This window comes from Oceaniglobus sp. K40-3 (assembly GCF_055808395.1).
In genome coordinates this window covers 2,752,380-2,769,904 of sequence record NZ_CM147868.1, presented here as the reverse complement: position 1 = coordinate 2,769,904, position 17,525 = coordinate 2,752,380, and the positions used below count along the sequence as shown (strand labels likewise).

13 protein-coding genes and 2 pseudogenes are annotated in these 17,525 nt (G+C 61.3%); 12 read left to right on the top strand and 3 right to left on the bottom strand.

Annotated elements, in window-relative coordinates; genetic code table 11:
- Positions 1-255: 255 nt before the first annotated feature.
- From hemP to AC0L7P_RS14345, 7 genes and pseudogenes are all read left to right on the top strand, one after another.
- Positions 256-423, top strand: coding sequence for a hemin uptake protein HemP (gene hemP, locus AC0L7P_RS14375; RefSeq protein WP_473433360.1), 168 nt, complete (start codon positions 256-258; stop codon positions 421-423).
- Positions 424-526: 103 nt separating this feature from the next.
- On the top strand, positions 527-940 hold the full coding sequence (locus AC0L7P_RS14370) for a hypothetical protein (RefSeq protein ID WP_473433359.1): 414 nt from the start codon (positions 527-529) through the stop codon (positions 938-940).
- An 11-nt stretch (positions 941-951) separates the two neighbouring features.
- Positions 952-2,214 (top strand): imelysin family protein, encoded by a 1,263-nt coding sequence (locus AC0L7P_RS14365; protein WP_473433358.1) that lies wholly within the window; start codon positions 952-954, stop codon positions 2,212-2,214.
- 117 nt (positions 2,215-2,331) lie between these two features.
- A complete protein-coding gene (locus AC0L7P_RS14360) occupies positions 2,332-3,819 on the top strand; it encodes a di-heme oxidoreductase family protein (RefSeq protein WP_473435467.1) in 1,488 nt (495 codons plus the stop codon).
- Positions 3,819-4,808: an imelysin family protein gene (locus AC0L7P_RS14355; RefSeq protein ID WP_473433357.1), complete on the top strand. Its 990-nt coding sequence runs from the start codon at positions 3,819-3,821 to the stop codon at positions 4,806-4,808. The genes AC0L7P_RS14360 and AC0L7P_RS14355 overlap by 1 nt, the downstream gene beginning before the upstream one ends.
- A gap of 4 nt (positions 4,809-4,812) precedes the next feature.
- Complete coding sequence (locus AC0L7P_RS14350) at positions 4,813-5,889, top strand: DUF1513 domain-containing protein (RefSeq protein WP_473433356.1); 1,077 nt, start codon at positions 4,813-4,815, stop codon at positions 5,887-5,889.
- 639 nt (positions 5,890-6,528) lie between these two features.
- Positions 6,529-10,168, top strand: a pseudogene (locus tag AC0L7P_RS14345) (vitamin B12-dependent ribonucleotide reductase).
- Positions 10,169-10,349: 181 nt separating this feature from the next.
- Here the strand turns inward: AC0L7P_RS14345 and AC0L7P_RS14340 are convergent.
- On the bottom strand, positions 10,350-10,694 hold the full coding sequence (locus AC0L7P_RS14340; protein WP_473433355.1) for a lysozyme inhibitor LprI family protein: 345 nt from the start codon (positions 10,692-10,694) through the stop codon (positions 10,350-10,352).
- Between the two features lie 276 nt (positions 10,695-10,970).
- Here AC0L7P_RS14340 and AC0L7P_RS14335 point away from each other — a divergent pair, with 276 nt between their 5' ends.
- The 4 genes from AC0L7P_RS14335 (at position 10,971) to AC0L7P_RS14320 (ending at position 14,103) form a co-directional block, all read left to right on the top strand.
- Entirely contained in the window at positions 10,971-12,362 is a 1,392-nt protein-coding gene (locus AC0L7P_RS14335) for an MATE family efflux transporter (protein ID WP_473433354.1), read from the top strand.
- Positions 12,359-12,784, top strand: coding sequence for a glyoxalase superfamily protein (locus tag AC0L7P_RS14330; RefSeq protein ID WP_473433353.1), 426 nt, complete (start codon positions 12,359-12,361; stop codon positions 12,782-12,784). Before AC0L7P_RS14335 ends, AC0L7P_RS14330 begins: the two co-directional genes overlap by 4 nt.
- 235 nt (positions 12,785-13,019) lie before the next feature.
- Positions 13,020-13,277: an EF-hand domain-containing protein gene (locus AC0L7P_RS14325; RefSeq protein ID WP_473433352.1), complete on the top strand. Its 258-nt coding sequence runs from the start codon at positions 13,020-13,022 to the stop codon at positions 13,275-13,277.
- Positions 13,278-13,476: 199 nt separating this feature from the next.
- Positions 13,477-14,103: a hypothetical protein gene (locus AC0L7P_RS14320; RefSeq protein ID WP_473433351.1), complete on the top strand. Its 627-nt coding sequence runs from the start codon at positions 13,477-13,479 to the stop codon at positions 14,101-14,103.
- A 51-nt stretch (positions 14,104-14,154) separates the two neighbouring features.
- Here AC0L7P_RS14320 and ilvN read toward each other — a convergent pair whose 3' ends face one another.
- Positions 14,155-14,724 carry an acetolactate synthase small subunit gene (gene ilvN / locus AC0L7P_RS14315; protein ID WP_473433350.1) on the bottom strand — a complete coding sequence of 190 codons (570 nt, stop codon included), beginning with the start codon at positions 14,722-14,724 and terminating at the stop codon, positions 14,155-14,157.
- Positions 14,725-14,962: 238 nt separating this feature from the next.
- On the opposite strand from ilvN, the gene AC0L7P_RS14310 reads away from it, so the two are divergent.
- The gene (locus AC0L7P_RS14310) at positions 14,963-15,760 is read left to right on the top strand and encodes a hypothetical protein (protein WP_473433349.1); all 798 of its coding nucleotides are present in this window, start codon (positions 14,963-14,965) and stop codon (positions 15,758-15,760) included.
- Here the strand turns inward: AC0L7P_RS14310 and AC0L7P_RS14305 are convergent.
- Positions 15,761-17,514: pseudogene (locus AC0L7P_RS14305) on the bottom strand (acetolactate synthase 3 large subunit).
- Between the last annotated feature and the right edge of the window lie 11 nt (positions 17,515-17,525).

Genomic DNA, 17,525 nt, shown 5'->3' with positions numbered 1-17,525 from the left:
CTTGACATACCTGACTTTTTCAGTAGGTTTTAACGCAACGTCCGAGCCAACCCAAAGCGGCAGCCAGGATCCCAGCAGCGACAGAGAGTCTTGTCCCCATGCAGCCCTTGCCAGCCCCCTTGATGACGCAGGCCCCCCCGTGACCGAGCGCCATGATTCCCTCGTGTGGCGCGAGATCGTCCAATCCGCAATGGAGGGGGCGCCCCTTGCCACCGAGAACCTTGAAATGTTGATCGACCGGATGGAGCGCCAGCCATGAGCGAACGCACCGATACCTCAACCGCACCGCGCAGCCCGTCACATCTGCCCACCCATGAGGCCAGCGCCCTGACCAAGGGCGGCAATCAGGCGCAGATTTTGCTGGATGATCTTGTCTATACCCTGCGGATCACGCGGGCCGGTAAACTGATTTTGACGAAATGAGCATGTCATTCCGGTTTTCCGCACCCACGCCACAACAGCCCGCGCCGCCGCCCCGTGGTGCCGCGCCGGTCGGTCATCTGAACGAACTGCCGGCGGTCGAGCTGTGCGCCATCCTTTACTTGCGCGGCTGGTGTCAGGGGGCGCTGCGAAGGACCGGATCGGGAACGATTTCCGGTTGATTCTGGATGCGCCGGGCGCTGACGCCGCGTTGGAGCATTTCAGCGATTTGATGGACCACACCCTTGGCGGCTGTCGTCGCGCGCTGATGCGTCATGGGGTTGGGTGCCGCTGTTTTGGTGGCGACGAAAGCGCCTTTGCCAACATGATCGCCGCCGCCGCCGGGGGGGACAACGACGATGCGATGTTGTTCGCCTGCACGCTTTTGCACCCTTCTGCCGCCTTTGCTGTGGTGCAACTGGCCAGTGCCCTTGGCCCGGTTTTCCTGCGGCTTGCCCGCATCCCTTCAAACCCGGGTGGTGATATTCATCGTCCGTCGCCTTCATCCCTGAAACACTGAGAGGAATTTGAATGACACGCACACTGATGGCCGCGCTGGCCACCACGGCCCTGACGACGCTGCCCGCCCTTGCGGTGGAAAAGGCCGAGGTTCTGAATACCTATGCCGACATCGCCGCCGCTGGCTATGGGGACAGCCTGACCACGGCGCAGCACCTGCAAGAGGCGGTCAACGCCCTGATCGCCACGCCATCGGCGGCGACGTTGCAGGCTGCCAAAACCGCCTGGTTGGCGGCGCGCGTGCCTTATCAGCAGACCGAGGCGTACCGGTTTGGCAATGCCATCGTCGATGATTGGGAGGGCAAGGTGAATGCCTGGCCGCTGGACGAGGGGCTGATTGATTATGTCGATTCGGCCTATGGCGGGGCGACTGATGAAAACGAATATGCGGTGCTGAACGTGATCGCCAATCCCAGCTTTACCCTGTCGGGTGAAACGGTGGACGCGGCCCAGATCACCCCCGAGCTGCTGGAATCCACCCTGCACGAGGCGGATGCCGTGGAATCCAACGTGGCCACCGGATATCACGCGATTGAATTTTTGCTCTGGGGGCAGGATCTGAACGGTACGGAACATGGCGCGGGCAACCGGCCCTGGACGGATTACGCCAGCGGTGCCGATTGCACCAACGGCAATTGTGACCGGCGGGGGGATTACCTGAGTGCCGCAACGGACCTTTTGGTCAGCGATCTGACATGGATGGCCGATCAATGGGGCAAGGACGGCGCGGCGCGCGCCGCAGTGACCGCCAATGAAAACGCCGGAATCAGTGCGATCCTTACAGGTCTGGGCAGCATGTCTTACGGCGAACAGGCCGGCCAGCGGATGAAGCTGGGCGTGTTGCTGAACGACCCCGAGGAAGAGCATGATTGTTTTTCCGACAATACCCACAACAGCCATTATTATGATGGTCTGGGGATGCGGAACGTGTATCTCGGGTCTTATACGCGGATCGACGGCACGGTGGTGTCGGGCCCGTCTGTTTCCGATCTGGTGGCCGAGGCCGACAGCAAGGTTGATGATGAGCTGCGCGCAAACCTTGACGCCACCATGTTCGATCTGAGCCGGATCAAGATGGCCGCCGAGGCAGGCATGAGCTATGACCAGATGCTGGACCGCGACAATAAGGCCGGTGAGGCGCTTATCATGGATGCGGTTGATGCCCTGGTGGCGCAAACCCGCAGCATCGAACGGGCCGTGACCGTTCTGGGCGTGGATCAGATTGATTTCGAAGGGTCTGACAGCCTCGACAATCCCGACGCTGTGTTTCAATAACCGGGCAGGGTCGGGGGCAACCCCGGCCCACCCACAATCATAAGTGATCTCGTGAAAGCTTCTGCATTTTTGCCATCGGCGCTGTGTTGCGCCGTCGCGTTTTTCGCCCCGGGGGCCATGGCCGCCGATCTGCTGCACCCGCATCTGAATGAAATCCCCCGCACCGCGAAAGAGCGGGCGCGGATCGCCAATGCCACAGCACCCACCACCACATTCGACGCCGCCGAGCGGTTCGAGACAAACCCGGGCGGCGCCGCCACCGTCAGGGCGCGCACCGATGCCGATGCCTTTTCGCTGTCCTCGGCCAATATGCCGTTTGAAAGCGAGCTGGATTTCAAGCTTGGCAACGGGTTGTTCACCAAACTCTGGGTATCGTCGCCGTCGTCGACACTGGCATCTGATGGGTTGGGGCCACTTTATAATGCCCGGTCATGCCAGCGGTGCCACCTGAAAGACGGGCGCGGCCATCCACCGGAAAATGCCGATGACAGCGCGGTGTCGATGTTCCTGCGTATTTCCGTGCCCGCCTCCCCGAAAGAGGCGATGAGCGAGATCGAGGCGTTTCTTTTGTCCGTGGGCGATGAACCCCAGCGCACCCGCCCCGACCCGGTGTATGGCGGGCAGTTGCAGGATTTCGGCGTGCAGGGGCATCCGGCGGAATACCGGCTCGATATTACCTATGACGACATCAAGGTGCCGCTTTCGGATGGTGAGGTGGCCCATCTGGCCGCGCCGACCTATCGCGCTGCTGATCTGGGGTATGGCCCATTGACCGAGGGGGCCATGCTCAGCCCCCGGGTGGCGCCGCCGATGATCGGGCTTGGGTTGCTGGAGGCGATCCCGGCCGAGGATATTCTGGCCCACGAAGACCCGGGCGACGCCGATGGTGATGGCATTTCGGGGCGTGCCCAGATGGTGTGGTCCTTTGATGAAAACCGGATCATGCTGGGGCGGTTCGGGTTAAAGGCCGGGGCGCCGACCATTCGCGAACAATCCGCCAGCGCCTTTGCCGGGGATATCGGCATTTCCAGCCCGCTGTTTCAACAGCCCTGGGGCGATTGCTCCGAGGCCGAGGTGGCCTGTCGCGCCGGCCCCCATGGCGATGGCGATGCACGCGGCACCGAGATTGACGCCGAGGGGCTGGATCTGGTGACGTTCTATAGCCGCAATCTGGCGGTTCCGGCCCGGCGCGATGTGAGTGATCCGCAGGTGTTGCGCGGCAAGCAGATGTTCTATGACTCAGGCTGTACCTCGTGCCACACGCCGAAATATGTCACCGCGCGCCTGAAGGATCAGCCGGAACAAAGCTTTCAACTGATCTGGCCCTATACCGATCTGTTGCTGCACGACATGGGCGACGGTCTGGCCGATCACCGCCCCGAAGGCCGCGCCAGCGGTCGGGAATGGCGCACCTCGCCCCTTTGGGGAATCGGGCTGACCCAACAGGTGAACGGCCATTCGCGGTTTTTGCATGATGGCCGGGCGCGCAGCCTGCTTGAGGCGATCCTGTGGCACGGCGGCGAGGGTGAAGCCGCGAAACAGAATGTGGTGACAATGCCCAAAGAGGATCGCGATGCGCTGATCCGTTATCTGGAGAGCCTGTAATGCGATTTCTGCCTGCCCTTGTCCTGTGCGGTCTGGCCGCGCCTGCCATGGCCGATGTCAGCCGTGTGATTGATGATCATATCCTGCCCGGTTACCGCCAGTTTGCCGAGGCAACCGGCGCCCTGGCCGCTGCGGCGCAGGCCGATTGCACCGCGCCCACCCTGCGCCCGGCGTATCAGGCGGCGTTCGATGCCTGGATGGGGATCAGCCATCTGCGCCTTGGGCCGGTTGAAACCGATGGCCGTATTCTGGCCATCTCGTTCTGGCCCGACACTCGCAACCTGACCGAAACCAGCCTGCGCCGGATGATCGCGGATCAGGATGACGTGGTAAACAGCCCCGAGGCCTATCGCGGGGTCAGCGTGGCGGCGCGCGGCCTGATGGCGCTGGAGCGGTTGTTGTATGACGATGATCTGTCTGGTTACGCGCCGGACAGTTACACTTGCCGTCTGGTCACAGTCGTGGCCGAAGATCTGGATGGCATGGCCGGCACGGTTCTGAACGAATGGCAGAACGGTTATGCCCAGACCCTGCGCAGCGCCGGGGCGGCGGACAATACGGTGTTTCTGACTGAAAAAGAGGCGGCCCAGGCGCTGTTGACCGTGCTGACCACCGCGTTGGAGTTCGATGCGGATCAGCGGATTGGCCGCCCCATGGGAACCTTTGATCGCCCGCGCCCCAACCGGGCCGAGGCGCGGCGTTCGGGGCGGCCCCTGCGCAATGTCATCCTGTCCCTGGGCGCCCTGCGCGATCTGGCCGCCGCGTTGGCGGACACTGAACCGACACTCACCCTCGACGCATTTGATACCGCGCTGGAAACGGCCCGCGATCTGGATGATCCGTTGTTTGCCGGGGTGGAAGACCCGGGCGGGCGCTTCAAGGTGGAATCGTTGCAACAGCAGGTACAGAACGTGGATCGGGCGGTTCTGGGCGAGATTGGCAAGGAACTGGGCGTGACTGCCGGGTTCAACGCAGCAGACGGAGATTGAGCCGATGACCACCACCCGCCGAACCTTTTTGGCCAGCGCCTTTGCCGCCTCGGCCGTGCCGCAGTTGAGCTGGGCCGATGCGGGCAACCCGGCCTTTATCGCCGCCGCGCGCGAACCGGACGGCGCGTTTGCCCTGTTCGGGTTGTCGGCGGCGGGGGCGGATGTGTTCCGCATTGCACTGCCCGGGCGCGGCCATGCCGCCACGGCCCACCCCACAGCGCCGGAAATCGTCGCCTTTGCCCGACGCCCCGGCACCTTTGCGCTGGTCATTGACGGGGTCAGCGGACAGGTGATTGAGCAGCTTGAATCGCCCGCGGGGCGGCATTTTTATGGGCACGGCGTGTTTCTGGCCGGGGGTGACATTCTGTGCACCACCGAGAATGACATTGAGACAGGGCAGGGGCGGATCGGGCTTTGGGCGCGGCGCAAGGGCTATGCCCGGGTGGGCGAGGTCGCCTCGGGCGGGATCGGGCCACACGACATGAAACTGCTGGCGGATGGGCGCACTTTGGTGGTGGCCAACGGCGGCATCCGCACCCATCCCGATTCCGGGCGCGACAAGCTGAACATCGACACGATGCAGCCCAACCTGACCTATCTGACCGTTGATGACGGGATCAGCGAACAGGTGGAACTGAGCGCCGACCTGCACCAATGTTCGATTCGCCATCTGGCGCTGGGGGCAGGGGGGCAGGTGGCCTTTGCCATGCAATATCAGGGCGACATCGCCGATGCGCCGCCACTGTTGGGGCTGCACCGCCAAGGCAGCGCGCCGGTGCTGTGTCAGGCCGACCTGGCCGAGCAGATCGCGATGCAGGGCTATGCCGGGAGCATCGCCTTTGACGGCGAGGGCCGGCATGTGGCGATCACCAGCCCCCGGGGCGGGCGGGTGCATGTGTATGATGCCGACGGCGCGTTTCACGAGGTGATCGCGCGGGCCGATGTCTGTGGCATTGGCCGGGCGGCGCGCGGGTTTGTGGCAACCGATGGTTTGGGCGGTATCGTTGCCCTTGGCGCGGCGGGCCTGACCCCCCTGAGCCATGCCGCACGCGCCTGGGACAACCACCTGATCGAGGTCTGAGTCGGGCTGATTCCCCGTTCCGGTCGTGGTGCGGCAGCACCCGGATGGGCGGCTGACCGTGATTCGTGATTCCAAAGATCGCGGCACTTCGCTGAGATTACTATATGTTGTGCGGTTTTTGGATGATCTGTTGTTTTCCACCATATGTGGCCCATCTGCGCCAGCGGAGGGTGGGTTGAAAAAATATTGATGGCCGCCGGGCACTGTGTTGTCCCCAGCCCGCCATTGAACCGCTTTGTGAATAACTTGCCCTAACCATGCCCGAACCCTTGGAAAAACGCCCCCGGCGGCATGTTGATAAATCGGGGGGTAACCCAAGGGGGAATCCCGGGGCGGGTTTGCCGTCAGATCGGGCGGTAACATTCAACAGATAATTCGCGAAGATTTCGTAAATTTGCCGTTGACCCCATAGGCCTGAATACGCCAGTTTGTGCAGGCCGACGGGGAGACTACCAGATGTGGTGGTCGGTTGGCCGGGAACCACATGTAATCCACCCGCGTGACGGGGTAAGTAACGGGCAGGCATCAGCCCGTTGCAGACAATATGTGGTGATCGCCCCCCGACGGTTTCTTGCTGGTGTCCTCTGCAACGACAGGGGGCGGGTATTTGAAAATCTAACCTATGGGGCAGATCGAGACATGAAAATCGAACGCACGTTCACCCGCGCCGGTTCGGACGCATACGCGAAGCTTGAGTTCACCACGGTGACCTCCGAGATCTCGCAATCCCGACGGCACGGTCGTTTTTCACAACGACCGGGTGGAAGTGCCCGGCGCCTGGAGCCAGGTCGCCAGCGATGTGATCGCCCAGAAATATTTCCGCAAGGCCGGGGTGCCTGCGATTTTGAAAAAGGTGCGCGAAAAGGACGTTCCCGAGTTCCTGTGGCGTTCGGTGCCTGACGAAGAGGCGCTGTCCAAACTGCCCGAAGACGAACGGTTCGGCGGCGAGGTGAGTTCAAAACAGGTGTTTGACCGTCTGGCAGGGGCCTGGGCCTATTGGGGCTGGAAGGGCGGCTATTTCAGCCGTGAAACCGATGCCCGCGCCTATTTCGATGAAATGCGGTTCATGCTGGCCACGCAAAAGGCCGCACCGAACAGCCCCCAGTGGTTTAACACCGGGCTGCATTGGGCCTATGGCATCGACGGTCCGGCGCAGGGCCACCATTATGTTGACTTCAAGACCGGCAAACTGACCAAGTCGAAATCATCCTATGAGCATCCCCAGCCCCACGCCTGTTTCATTCAGTCGGTTGCCGATGATCTGGTGAACGATGGCGGCATCATGGATCTGTGGGTGCGCGAGGCGCGCCTGTTCAAATACGGCTCGGGCACCGGCACCAACTTTTCCTCGCTGCGGGGCGAGGGTGAAAAACTGTCGGGCGGTGGCAAATCCAGCGGCCTGATGGGGTTTCTGAAAATCGGTGACCGGGCGGCAGGCGCAATCAAATCGGGCGGCACCACCCGGCGCGCGGCCAAGATGGTGATTGTCGATGCCGACCACCCCGATATCGAGGATTTCATCAACTGGAAGGTCATCGAGGAACAAAAGGTCGCGTCCATCGTTGCCGGTTCCAAGATGCACGAGCAAAAACTGAACGCCCTGTTCGCGGCGATCAAGCAGTGGGACGGCGCCGAGGCCGACGCCTATGACCCCAAGGTGAACGATGCCCTGAAGGCGGCGGTGAAAGACGCCAAAAAGGTTGCGATCCCGGAAACATACGTGAAACGCGTGCTGGATTACGCCAGGCAGGGCCACACCAGCATCGAATTCCCGACCTATGACACCGACTGGGATTCAGAGGCCTATTCAAGCGTGTCAGGCCAGAACTCCAACAACTCGATCCGGGTGACTGATGCCTTCCTCAAGGCGGTCGAATCCGACAGCACATGGGATCTGATCAACCGCAAGGATGGCAAGGTCGCCAAAACCATCAAGGCCCGCGATCTGTGGGAACAGGTGGGCCATGCCGCATGGGCCTGCGCCGATCCGGGCATTCAGTATCACGACACGATCAACGACTGGCACACCTGCCCGGAAGATGGCGCAATCCGTGGGTCGAACCCCTGTTCGGAATACATGTTCCTTGATGATACCGCCTGCAATCTGGCGTCGATGAACCTGCTGACCTTCCTCAAGGACGGCAAGTTTCAGGTCGAGGATTACATGCACGCCACCCGGTTGTGGACCGTGACCCTGGAAATCAGCGTGACCATGGCACAATTCCCGAGCAAGGAAATTGCCCAGCGGTCCTATGATTTCCGCACCCTTGGTCTTGGCTATGCCAACATCGGCGGGCTGCTGATGAACATGGGCCATGGCTATGACAGTGCCGAGGGCCGCGCGCTCTGCGGGGCGCTGACCGCGATCATGACGGGTGTTTCCTATGCCACCAGCGCCGAAATGGCGGGTGAGTTGGGCGCCTTCCCGGGCTATGCCAAGAACGCGGCGCATATGCTGCGGGTGATGGGCAACCACCGCACCGCCGCCTATGGATTGTCGGACGGATATGAATCCCTTGCCACCAATCCTGTGCCGCTGGACCATGCCAATTGCCCCGATGCGCGGTTGATCGACATCGCCAAAGGCGCCTGGGACGAGGCGCTGACCCTGGGCGAAAAGCACGGCTATCGCAACGCACAGGTTTCGGTGATCGCCCCCACGGGCACCATTGGTCTGGTCATGGATTGCGACACGACCGGGATCGAGCCTGACTTTGCGCTGGTAAAGTTCAAAAAGCTGGCCGGTGGCGGGTATTTCAAGATCATCAACCGCTCGGTTCCCGCCGCGCTTGAAAACCTCGGCTATGGCAGCGCGCAAATCGAAGAGATCATCGCCTATGCCGTGGGTCATGGTTCCATCGGCAATGCGGCGCGGATCAACACCACATCGTTGATCGGGCACGGGTTTGGCGCCAATGAGATCGCCAAGATCGAAGCGGCGCTGCCCTCGGCCTTTGATATTCGGTTCGTGTTCAACCAGTGGACGCTGGGCGAAACTTTCTGCCGCGAAAATCTCGGCATTCCGGCGGAAAAGCTGAACGATCCCACCTTTGATCTGCTGCGCCATCTTGGGTTTACCAAGCAGGACATCGAAGCGGCCAACGATCACGTTTGCGGTACGATGACCCTTGAAGGTGCACCGCACCTGAAACCCGAACATTACCACATCTTCGATTGCGCCAATCCCTGTGGCAAAAAGGGCAAGCGGTTCCTGTCGGTGGACAGCCACATCCATATGATGGCCGCGGCGCAATCGTTCATCTCGGGTGCGATCTCCAAGACGATCAACATGCCCAACGACGCCAGCATCGAGGATTGCCAGAAGGCGTACGAATTTTCGTGGTCCCTTGGGGTAAAGGCCAACGCGCTCTATCGTGACGGCTCAAAGCTTTCGCAACCGCTGGCCGCCGCCCTGGTCGAGGATGACGACGAGGCCGAGGAAATCCTGGCCACAGGCAGCGACCGGGAAAAGGCAATCGTTCTGGCGGAAAAGGTGGTGGAAAAGGTCATCATCAAGGAAATCGTCCGCTCGAACCGCGAAAAGATGCCTCAGCGGCGGCGTGGCTATACCCAAAAGGCCAACGTGGGCGGGCACAAGGTGTATCTGCGCACCGGGGAATATGCCGACGGCAAGCTTGGCGAAATCTTTATCGATATGCACAAGGAAGGTGCCGGTTTCCGGGCGATGATGAACAATTTCGCCATCGCGGTGTCGGTGGGCCTGCAATACGGCGTGCCGCTGGATGAATTCGTCGATGCCTTTACCTTTACCAAGTTCGAACCTGCGGGCATGGTGCAGGGCAACGACAGCATCAAAAGCGCGACCTCGATCATCGACTATATCTTCCGGGAACTGGCCGTGTCTTACCTCGACCGCACCGATCTGGCCCATGTGCAACCCCAGGGCGCCACGTTCGACGACATCGGACGCGGCGAGGAAGAGGGCAAGCGCAACTTTACCGAAGTGCCGGGCAGCAAGGCGGCATCGCCGCTGGATGTGCTGAAACAGGTGGTGTCCACCGGTTATCTGCGCAACCGGGTGCCGCAAGAGCTGCGCGTGGTGCAGGGCGGACAGATAAGCGAGGCGGCGAATGATGCGGTTGCAACCCTCACGCCCGAGGTCAAAGCCGCACCGGCAATGGCCATGGACGCCCGCGCCAAGGCCAGGATGCAGGGATACGAGGGCGAAGCTTGCGGCGAATGTGGCAATTACACCCTCGTGCGCAACGGCACCTGCATGAAATGCAACACCTGCGGCGGCACAAGCGGCTGTAGTTAACGGCAGCGGGCGTTTGTTGCGAAAGATCGAACAAGTTCCGGGGCGGGTGCGCTCGCCCCTGACGCGGATTGGGCCGCAGGCATAAAACAAGACGAGCGGTGAACCAATTGAGCCCGATCATGTGAACCTTGGGGCGCCCTTGTGGCGCCCCTTTTTCATTCCTGCGCTGGTATTGTGGCGATCAGCGCAAGGCGCGCAGGGTTTGATTGCGCTTTTGGGTCTCTTCTTTCATGCAGGTCCAATAGAACATGGCATCGGCAGTGCCGCCGCCGTCCCATTCGGGATCGCAGGTCGCGTCGCGTTTTTTCAACCAGGCGCGTTGCTGGTTCAACAGCTTTTTGCCGGTTCCGCGGGCGTCTGCCCGGGATTTCACCTGTTTCCAGAGGCGGTTCAATTCACTGTCGGCGATTTCCCATTTTTCATTGGCGCACAGATTGGCATCCCGTTGGGTATCGCCGCTGCAAGAGGCCTGCGCAAAGGCGTCAGCCGGGCCGAATGACAGAAAGAGGGTCAGAACTCGGATCATTGGGAAACTCCATCAGCAATCCTGCGAAACTATCACGACGGGCAGATTGCCCAAAGAAAATACTGCAATCTGCAAAAGGGCAACCACGCGCCCTTGACGGCCCCCTGTCAGGCCTCTAAAGGGCGCGCAGGCTGTGGACGCCTGCCTCCCGCTGACGCAATGTCTTGGTTAAGTTCCGCGACGATATATTTCCATCGACCTTACTGCCGCATATCGCGCGGATGGTAACGCGGGCCCCGTCCTGAATTGCGTGATCTGGCCAGAGGGATATGGGATATGTCTGACACCCCCGCAAATACGTTTACCAATGGGCCTTTGGGTGCCATTTATCTGAAAACCGCGCTGCCGATCATCTTTGTGATGAGCATGAATGGCCTGCTGACCGTGGCTGACGCGTTGTTTCTGGGCCGGTTCGTTGGCCCCGAGGCCCTGGCCGCCGTCACGCTGATGTTTCCGATTTATATGTTGATCGTCGCGCTTTCGACCCTCGTGGCCAGTGGCATGTCCAGCCTGCTGGCCCGCCATCTTGGGGGCGGTCGTTTGGCGGATGCGCGGGCCGTTTTTGCCGGGGCGCATGGGTTGGCCGTGGCTCTGGGACTGGTGCTGATTTTGCTGTTCGTGGCTTTTGGCGCGCCGGTGTCGCTGTTGGCGGCTGGCGGGGCCGTGGATCTGGCGCATATGGGGTGGGTGTATCTGCGGATCAGCGTGTTTTTCGCGCCGCTGCTGTTCATTCTGTCTGTCAATTCCGACGCCCTGCGCAATGAGGGGCGCGTGGGGTTCATGGCCGCGATGAGCCTGCTGGTGTCCCTCGCCAATATCGTTTTCAACTATGTGCTGATCGCCGGTCTGGATATGGGGGTGGCAGGGTCGGCCTATGGCACGGCGGCGGCGCAATGTCTGGCCCTTGGGATCATCACCGCGTTTCGGCTGTTCGGCGCGACGGCGCTGCGCCCTTCGGTTTTGCTGCACTATTCGCTGTTTCGATCATGGCGGCGCATTCTGGCCCTTGGCGCGCCCCAAAGCCTGAGCTTTGTCGGGCTGGCCCTTGGGTCGGCGGCTATTTTAACCGCGCTGCAATGGGTCGGCGGCCCGGGCTATTCCGATACGGTGACGGCCTATGGCATCACCACCCGAGTTATTACCTTTGCCTATCTGCCGCTGCTGGGGCTGTCGTTTGCGATGCAGACGATCACCGGCAATAATTACGGCGCATCCCTTTGGCAAAGATCAAACGCCAGCCTGCGCACCGCCCTTTGGGCCGCGTTCGTATATTGTGGCATTGTGCAGATCATCGTTACCGGCCTGCCTGCCCGGATTGCCGGGGCGTTCGTCGATGACCCGGCGGTCATATCCGAGGTGGCGCGCATTCTGCCGGTGATGACCTGCGCCTTCTTTCTGATGGGGCCACTGATGATGATCGCCAATTATTTTCAGGCCATCGGCGTGGCTGTGCGCGCGGCGGTTCTGGGTCTTGCCAAACCCTATGCTTTTGCGATCCCGCTGACGTTTGCCTTGCCCCTGTGGTTCGGAGAAATGGGGGTTTGGTATGCTGGTCCGACGGCAGAAGTGTTGCTGTTGTGTCTGACGGTGCTGGTGTTGTCGAAGGCGGCCCGTGGTGGGCAGTTGCACTGGGGCCTTTTCCACCGCGCTGAGGGGGCAAAGCCATGAGCGCGCGCCTTCCGACCACCACACAAGCCAAGGATCAGGCAAAGCGGTTGCGGCTGGATCTGGCGCAGCAGGGTATAAAGGTGGGCCATGCCCAATCGCTGGAGCGGGTGGCGCATCATTACGGGTTTCGGGACTGGAACACGCTGATTGCCGCCATCGGCAACCGCCCGCCCGAGCCATGGCAGGTGGGGGGCAGGGTGCGCGGGCGATATCTGGCACAGCCGTTCAAGGCGCGGGTGATCGCCGTTACGATGCTGCGCCCGGGGTGGTTTCGGTTGGAGCTGGAGCTGGATGTGGCGGTTGATGTTGTCACGTCTGAACGGTTCGCGAACCTGCGAAAGCGGATTCGCGGTGTTGTCGGGCCAAAGGGGCATTCCATGGAACGCACCAGCGATGGAACGCCGCATCTGCAAATTGAATGACCGGCATTCTGCGCGATCCTGCCCAAACCGGCCCCGCCCGCCGGAAGGTTCCCGCCGATGAAACGGGGCAGGGGCCAACGGGCGGGGCAGTGCCCAGCGAACGGGCGTGTTTTGGCGGGCAACCGCGAAAACCGGGGCGTTCGGTTCGGGTGGCGTGACCTGACCGGCAATCGGAGGCGATATGCAGGGGCACGGCGATGATGCCGGGCGCAAAACCTGAAACGGAGATGTGCAAATGAAATCGATGAACCTTATTGCTGCCGCCGCTGTTGGCCTGACCATGGTGACCACTGCCGCAATGGCGCAGGATGCAACCACAGCCACAATGGATGCGGACGGCGATGGCGTCTATTCCTATGACGAACTGACGGCGGCCTTTCCCGATCTGACCGAAGAAACCTTTCTGAGCGCGGATGCCAATGCCGACGGGCTTGTCGATGAGGACGAGCTGGCCATGGCCCGTGATGCCGGACTGTTGCCTGCGGACGGCTGATTTTTCCCACCACTCACGCAAGGGGCCTTGTACCGGAAACGGTGCAGGGCCTTTGCTTTTGCAAGTTGGAAAAAGTTCCGCTCGGGTTGCGCACGTTGATGTGACTGGAAAAAACCGGGCTGCGCGGAACGAAACGGTATGCGGCGCATTGGGTGAGGGAAGGCGCGATACTGCGCCACATGAACGATAGGAGTACCCGATGAAACGCATTATGATTGCAGCCGCCGCGACAGCCATGTCCACCACAGCAGCCTTTGCCGCAATGGACCTGGCCCAGATCGACACCAACGGCGACAATTTTGCATCCGAAGCCGAAATCATGGCAGCCTATCCCGGATTTGACCCCGCAGATTTCAACCAGATTGACAAGAATTCCGACAACCGCATCAGCAGCGAAGAGCTGCTGGACCCGAACACCCAGACGGTGCTTGATCGCTCCGGCGGTCAGATGTCGATGATGGTGATGGCTGACGCAGACGGTGACGGGTTCGTTACCTACGCTGAATTGAACGCCGTTGTTCCCGGTTTCATGCAAAGCGATTTTGACACGCTGGACACCAACAGCGACAACCGCCTCAGCGCCGTTGAAATGGACGCCCCCGGCGCCTCGGCGATCTTTGATCGCGAAACGGCCGCCAATACAACGATGGATATCGCCAACCTCGACACCAATGGCGACAACTTCCTGAACTTTGACGAATTGGCCGCAGGTTTCCCGGGGATCAAGCAAGAGATCTTCAACGACATCGACACCAACGATGACAGCCGGATCAGCGCAAACGAATTGAACGCGCCCGAGGCACGTACGATGCTTGAACAATACTGATCTGCAATTCTGATCGGTTGATCAGCCGCCAGCCCCGTGCTGGCGGCTTTTTCAATCCCGGATACCGCCGCGCCCCAATGCGGCCACGCCGGTGCGCGCCACTTCGCTCAGGCCAAGGGGGCGCATCAGTTCGGCAAAAGCCTCGATTTTTTCGGGGGTGCCGGTGATCTCGAACACAAAGCTGCCCAGGGTGGAATCCACGACATTGGCGCGGAAAATATCGGCCAGACGCAGGGCCTCGACCCGTTTGTCGCCGGTGCCTGACACCTTGAACAGGGCCAGTTCGCGTTCAACCGTCGGGCCTTCGACGGTCAGGTCATGCACCTCGTGAACCGGCACGATCCGGCCCAGTTGCGCCTTGATTTGTTCGATCACCGCCGGGGTGCCCCGGGTGACAATGGTGATCCGCGACCGATGACCGGTCTGGTCAATCTCTGCCACGGTCAGACTGTCGATATTATAGCCGCGCCCGGAAAACAGCCCGATCACCCGCGCCAGAACCCCCGCTTCGTTATCGACGACCACGGCAAGGGTATGGGATTCGATCACGTCGGAATGGGGATCGCGCAGATCATAGACCGAGTGGCGCGACGTTCCTTTTTTGATATTCAGGGGCGACATCTGCGAATATTCCTTGTTCCTGCATGGCCTTGGCCGCCAAAAGAAGTGTGGCGGTGTGTCCTTAAACATCCTTTACAGCACTTCTCGCAATACATGAAACACTCAGCATCACCCAACGCGTTGAAATCTCTGATTTCAGGCAGTTTTGGGTGAGTCAGGATTTTGCGAGAGGGCCTAAAACCTGCTAGGCCAGAGGGATCGCGCGGTTTGGACGGGCGGTTTGCGGAAAGGCGGGGCTTTGACACCACGGCAGGGACAGACACACAGCGGGCTGCGCTGCGCGGAATGCGGGCGGCCTGTCGTCCCGGGGCAACGTGTCGCTGGCGGAATATGCGGCGCGGTGGCGTGCCGCGCGGCATTGGTGGCGCGGATCGAACAGGCGCGCGCAGCCCGCCGCAGCACCGAACAGGCGCAGGCGCTGACCCGCCTGCGCCGGGCGTGGCGGCGGCGATTGGCGCAGGTCGCCAAAGGGGCCGGCTGCGCGCCGGGGCAGGTGGCACTGGGGCAGGTGCCCGCCATTGCGGCGGCGCCGTTGATACCATTGCCCCCCGACAGGCGCGCCAGATTTGAAACCCATCTGCGCCGGGTCGTCGCCACGGCGTTTCGCGATGATCCCGCCCCCGAGGCGCAAGCGGACGATACCGGCGCAACGCCCGTGATCGCCGGGGCCTGCGGTGCGTGCCGGGGACAATGTTGTGCTGTCGGCGCGGACAGTCAGGCGTTTCTGACCCCGGGGATGATCGCGGCGATCCGCCTCAGACGCCCGACGCTGGATGCGGCGGGCATGGTGGCGCTGTACCTTGATGCCTTGCCTGCGCGCTCGGTGCCCGGTTCGTGTGTCTTTCATGGCGCGACGGGTTGTACTCTTTCGCGGGATGACCGGTCGCATCTGTGCAACCTGTATCTGTGCGACGGGCTGCGCGCCGCCATGGCCGCGCACCACCCCGATGTGCCGATGCTGATTGTCGCGCGGCCCGAAACCGGGCGCGCGCGCTCTTGTGTGGTGCCGGGCAGCGGCGCGCGCCCGGCCTCCTGATCACACCATCATGGCGCCTTTTTTGCCGATCGCCCCCTTGGTCGAGGCCTGACCGAACAGCATCTTGTTGTGCGCCTCGCCCGAGGGGATCATCGGGAAACAGTTCTCGTGCTTTTCCACCAGACAATCAAACACCACCGGCCCGTCGTGGTTGATCATCTCCATGATCGCCTCGTCCAGATCGGCAGGGTCAGAGCATTGGATGCCTTTGGCGCCAAACGCCTCGGCCAGTTTCACAAAATCCGGGAGCGATTCTGACCAGGATTGCGAATACCGGCTCGCCGTGCAGCAATTCCTGCCACTGGCGCACCATGCCCAGACGTTCGTTGTTCATGATGAATTGCTTGACCGGCAGGCGGAACTGCATCGCGGTGCCCAATTCCTGCATGTTCATCTGCCACGAGGCCTCGCCCGCGACATTGATGACCAAGGCATCAGGATGGGCCATCTGCACCCCCACCGAGGCCGGAAACCCATAGCCCATGGTGCCAAGGCCCCCGGATGTCATCCAGCGGTTGGGGTCCTCAAAGTTCAGATATTGCGCCGCCCACATCTGATGCTGGCCCACCTCGGTGGTGATATAGCGGTCATATCCCTTGGTCAGTTCCTCCAGCCGTTTCAGGGCATATTGGGGTTTGATGACGGGTCCGTCCTGGGTGAAGCTCAGGCAATCCGCGCTGCGCCATTCGTTGATCTTGTCCCACCATTTCCCCATGCCCTTGGTGTTGGGGGACAGCCCGCGTTCCTTCCAGACCGCGATAAGCTGTTCCAGAACATGGGCCACATCCCCGACAATCGGCATATCCACGCGGATCACCTTGTTGATCGAACTCGGGTCGATGTCGATATGGGCCTTGATCGAATTGGGGCTGAAACTCTGGACGCGCCCGGTGATCCGGTCATCAAAGCGCGCGCCGATGTTGATCATCAGGTCGCAGCCATGCATCGCCAGATTCGCCTCGTACAGCCCGTGCATCCCCAACATGCCCAACCATTGCTTGCCCGAGGCGGGATAGGCCCCCAGACCCATCAGGGTGCTGGTCACGGGAAACCCGGTCAGCTCGGCCAGTTCGCGCAACAATGCCGTCGCGCGCGGCCCCGAATTGATAACGCCCCCCGGTGTAAAGGATCGGCCGTTCGGCCTTGGCCATCGCCTCGGCTAGATCGGCGATGGTGTCGGGGTTGCCCTTTACGCGGGGCTGATAATGGCTGGTGTTCACCTTGTCCTTGGGCGTGTATTTGCCTTCCGCGAACTGCACATCCTTGGGAATGTCGATCAAAACCGGGCCGGGCCGCCCGGTCAGGGCAACATGAAACGCCTGATGAATCGTCGAGGCCAGAAGATCGGTATCCTTGACCAACCAGTTGTGCTTGGTGCAGGGGCGGGTGATGCCCACGGTGTCAGCCTCCTGAAAGGCATCGGTGCCAATGGCAAAAGTGGCCACCTGACCGGTCAGAACGACAATCGGGATCGAATCCATCAAGGCATCGGTCAACCCGGTCACGGCATTTGTGGCACCGGGGCCAGAGGTGACAAGGCAGACACCCGGTTTGCCGGTTGAACGGGCATATCCTTCGGCGGCGTGAACCGCGGCCTGTTCGTGCCGCACAAGAATGTGCCGGATTTCATTCTGCTGAAAGATTTCATCATAGATGGGAAGAACAGCACCGCCCGGATACCCGAACACCACTTCCACTCCCTGATCCTTGAGCGCCTGAACCACCATGGCCGCTCCGGTCATCGCCTTTTTCATCATCTTTCTCC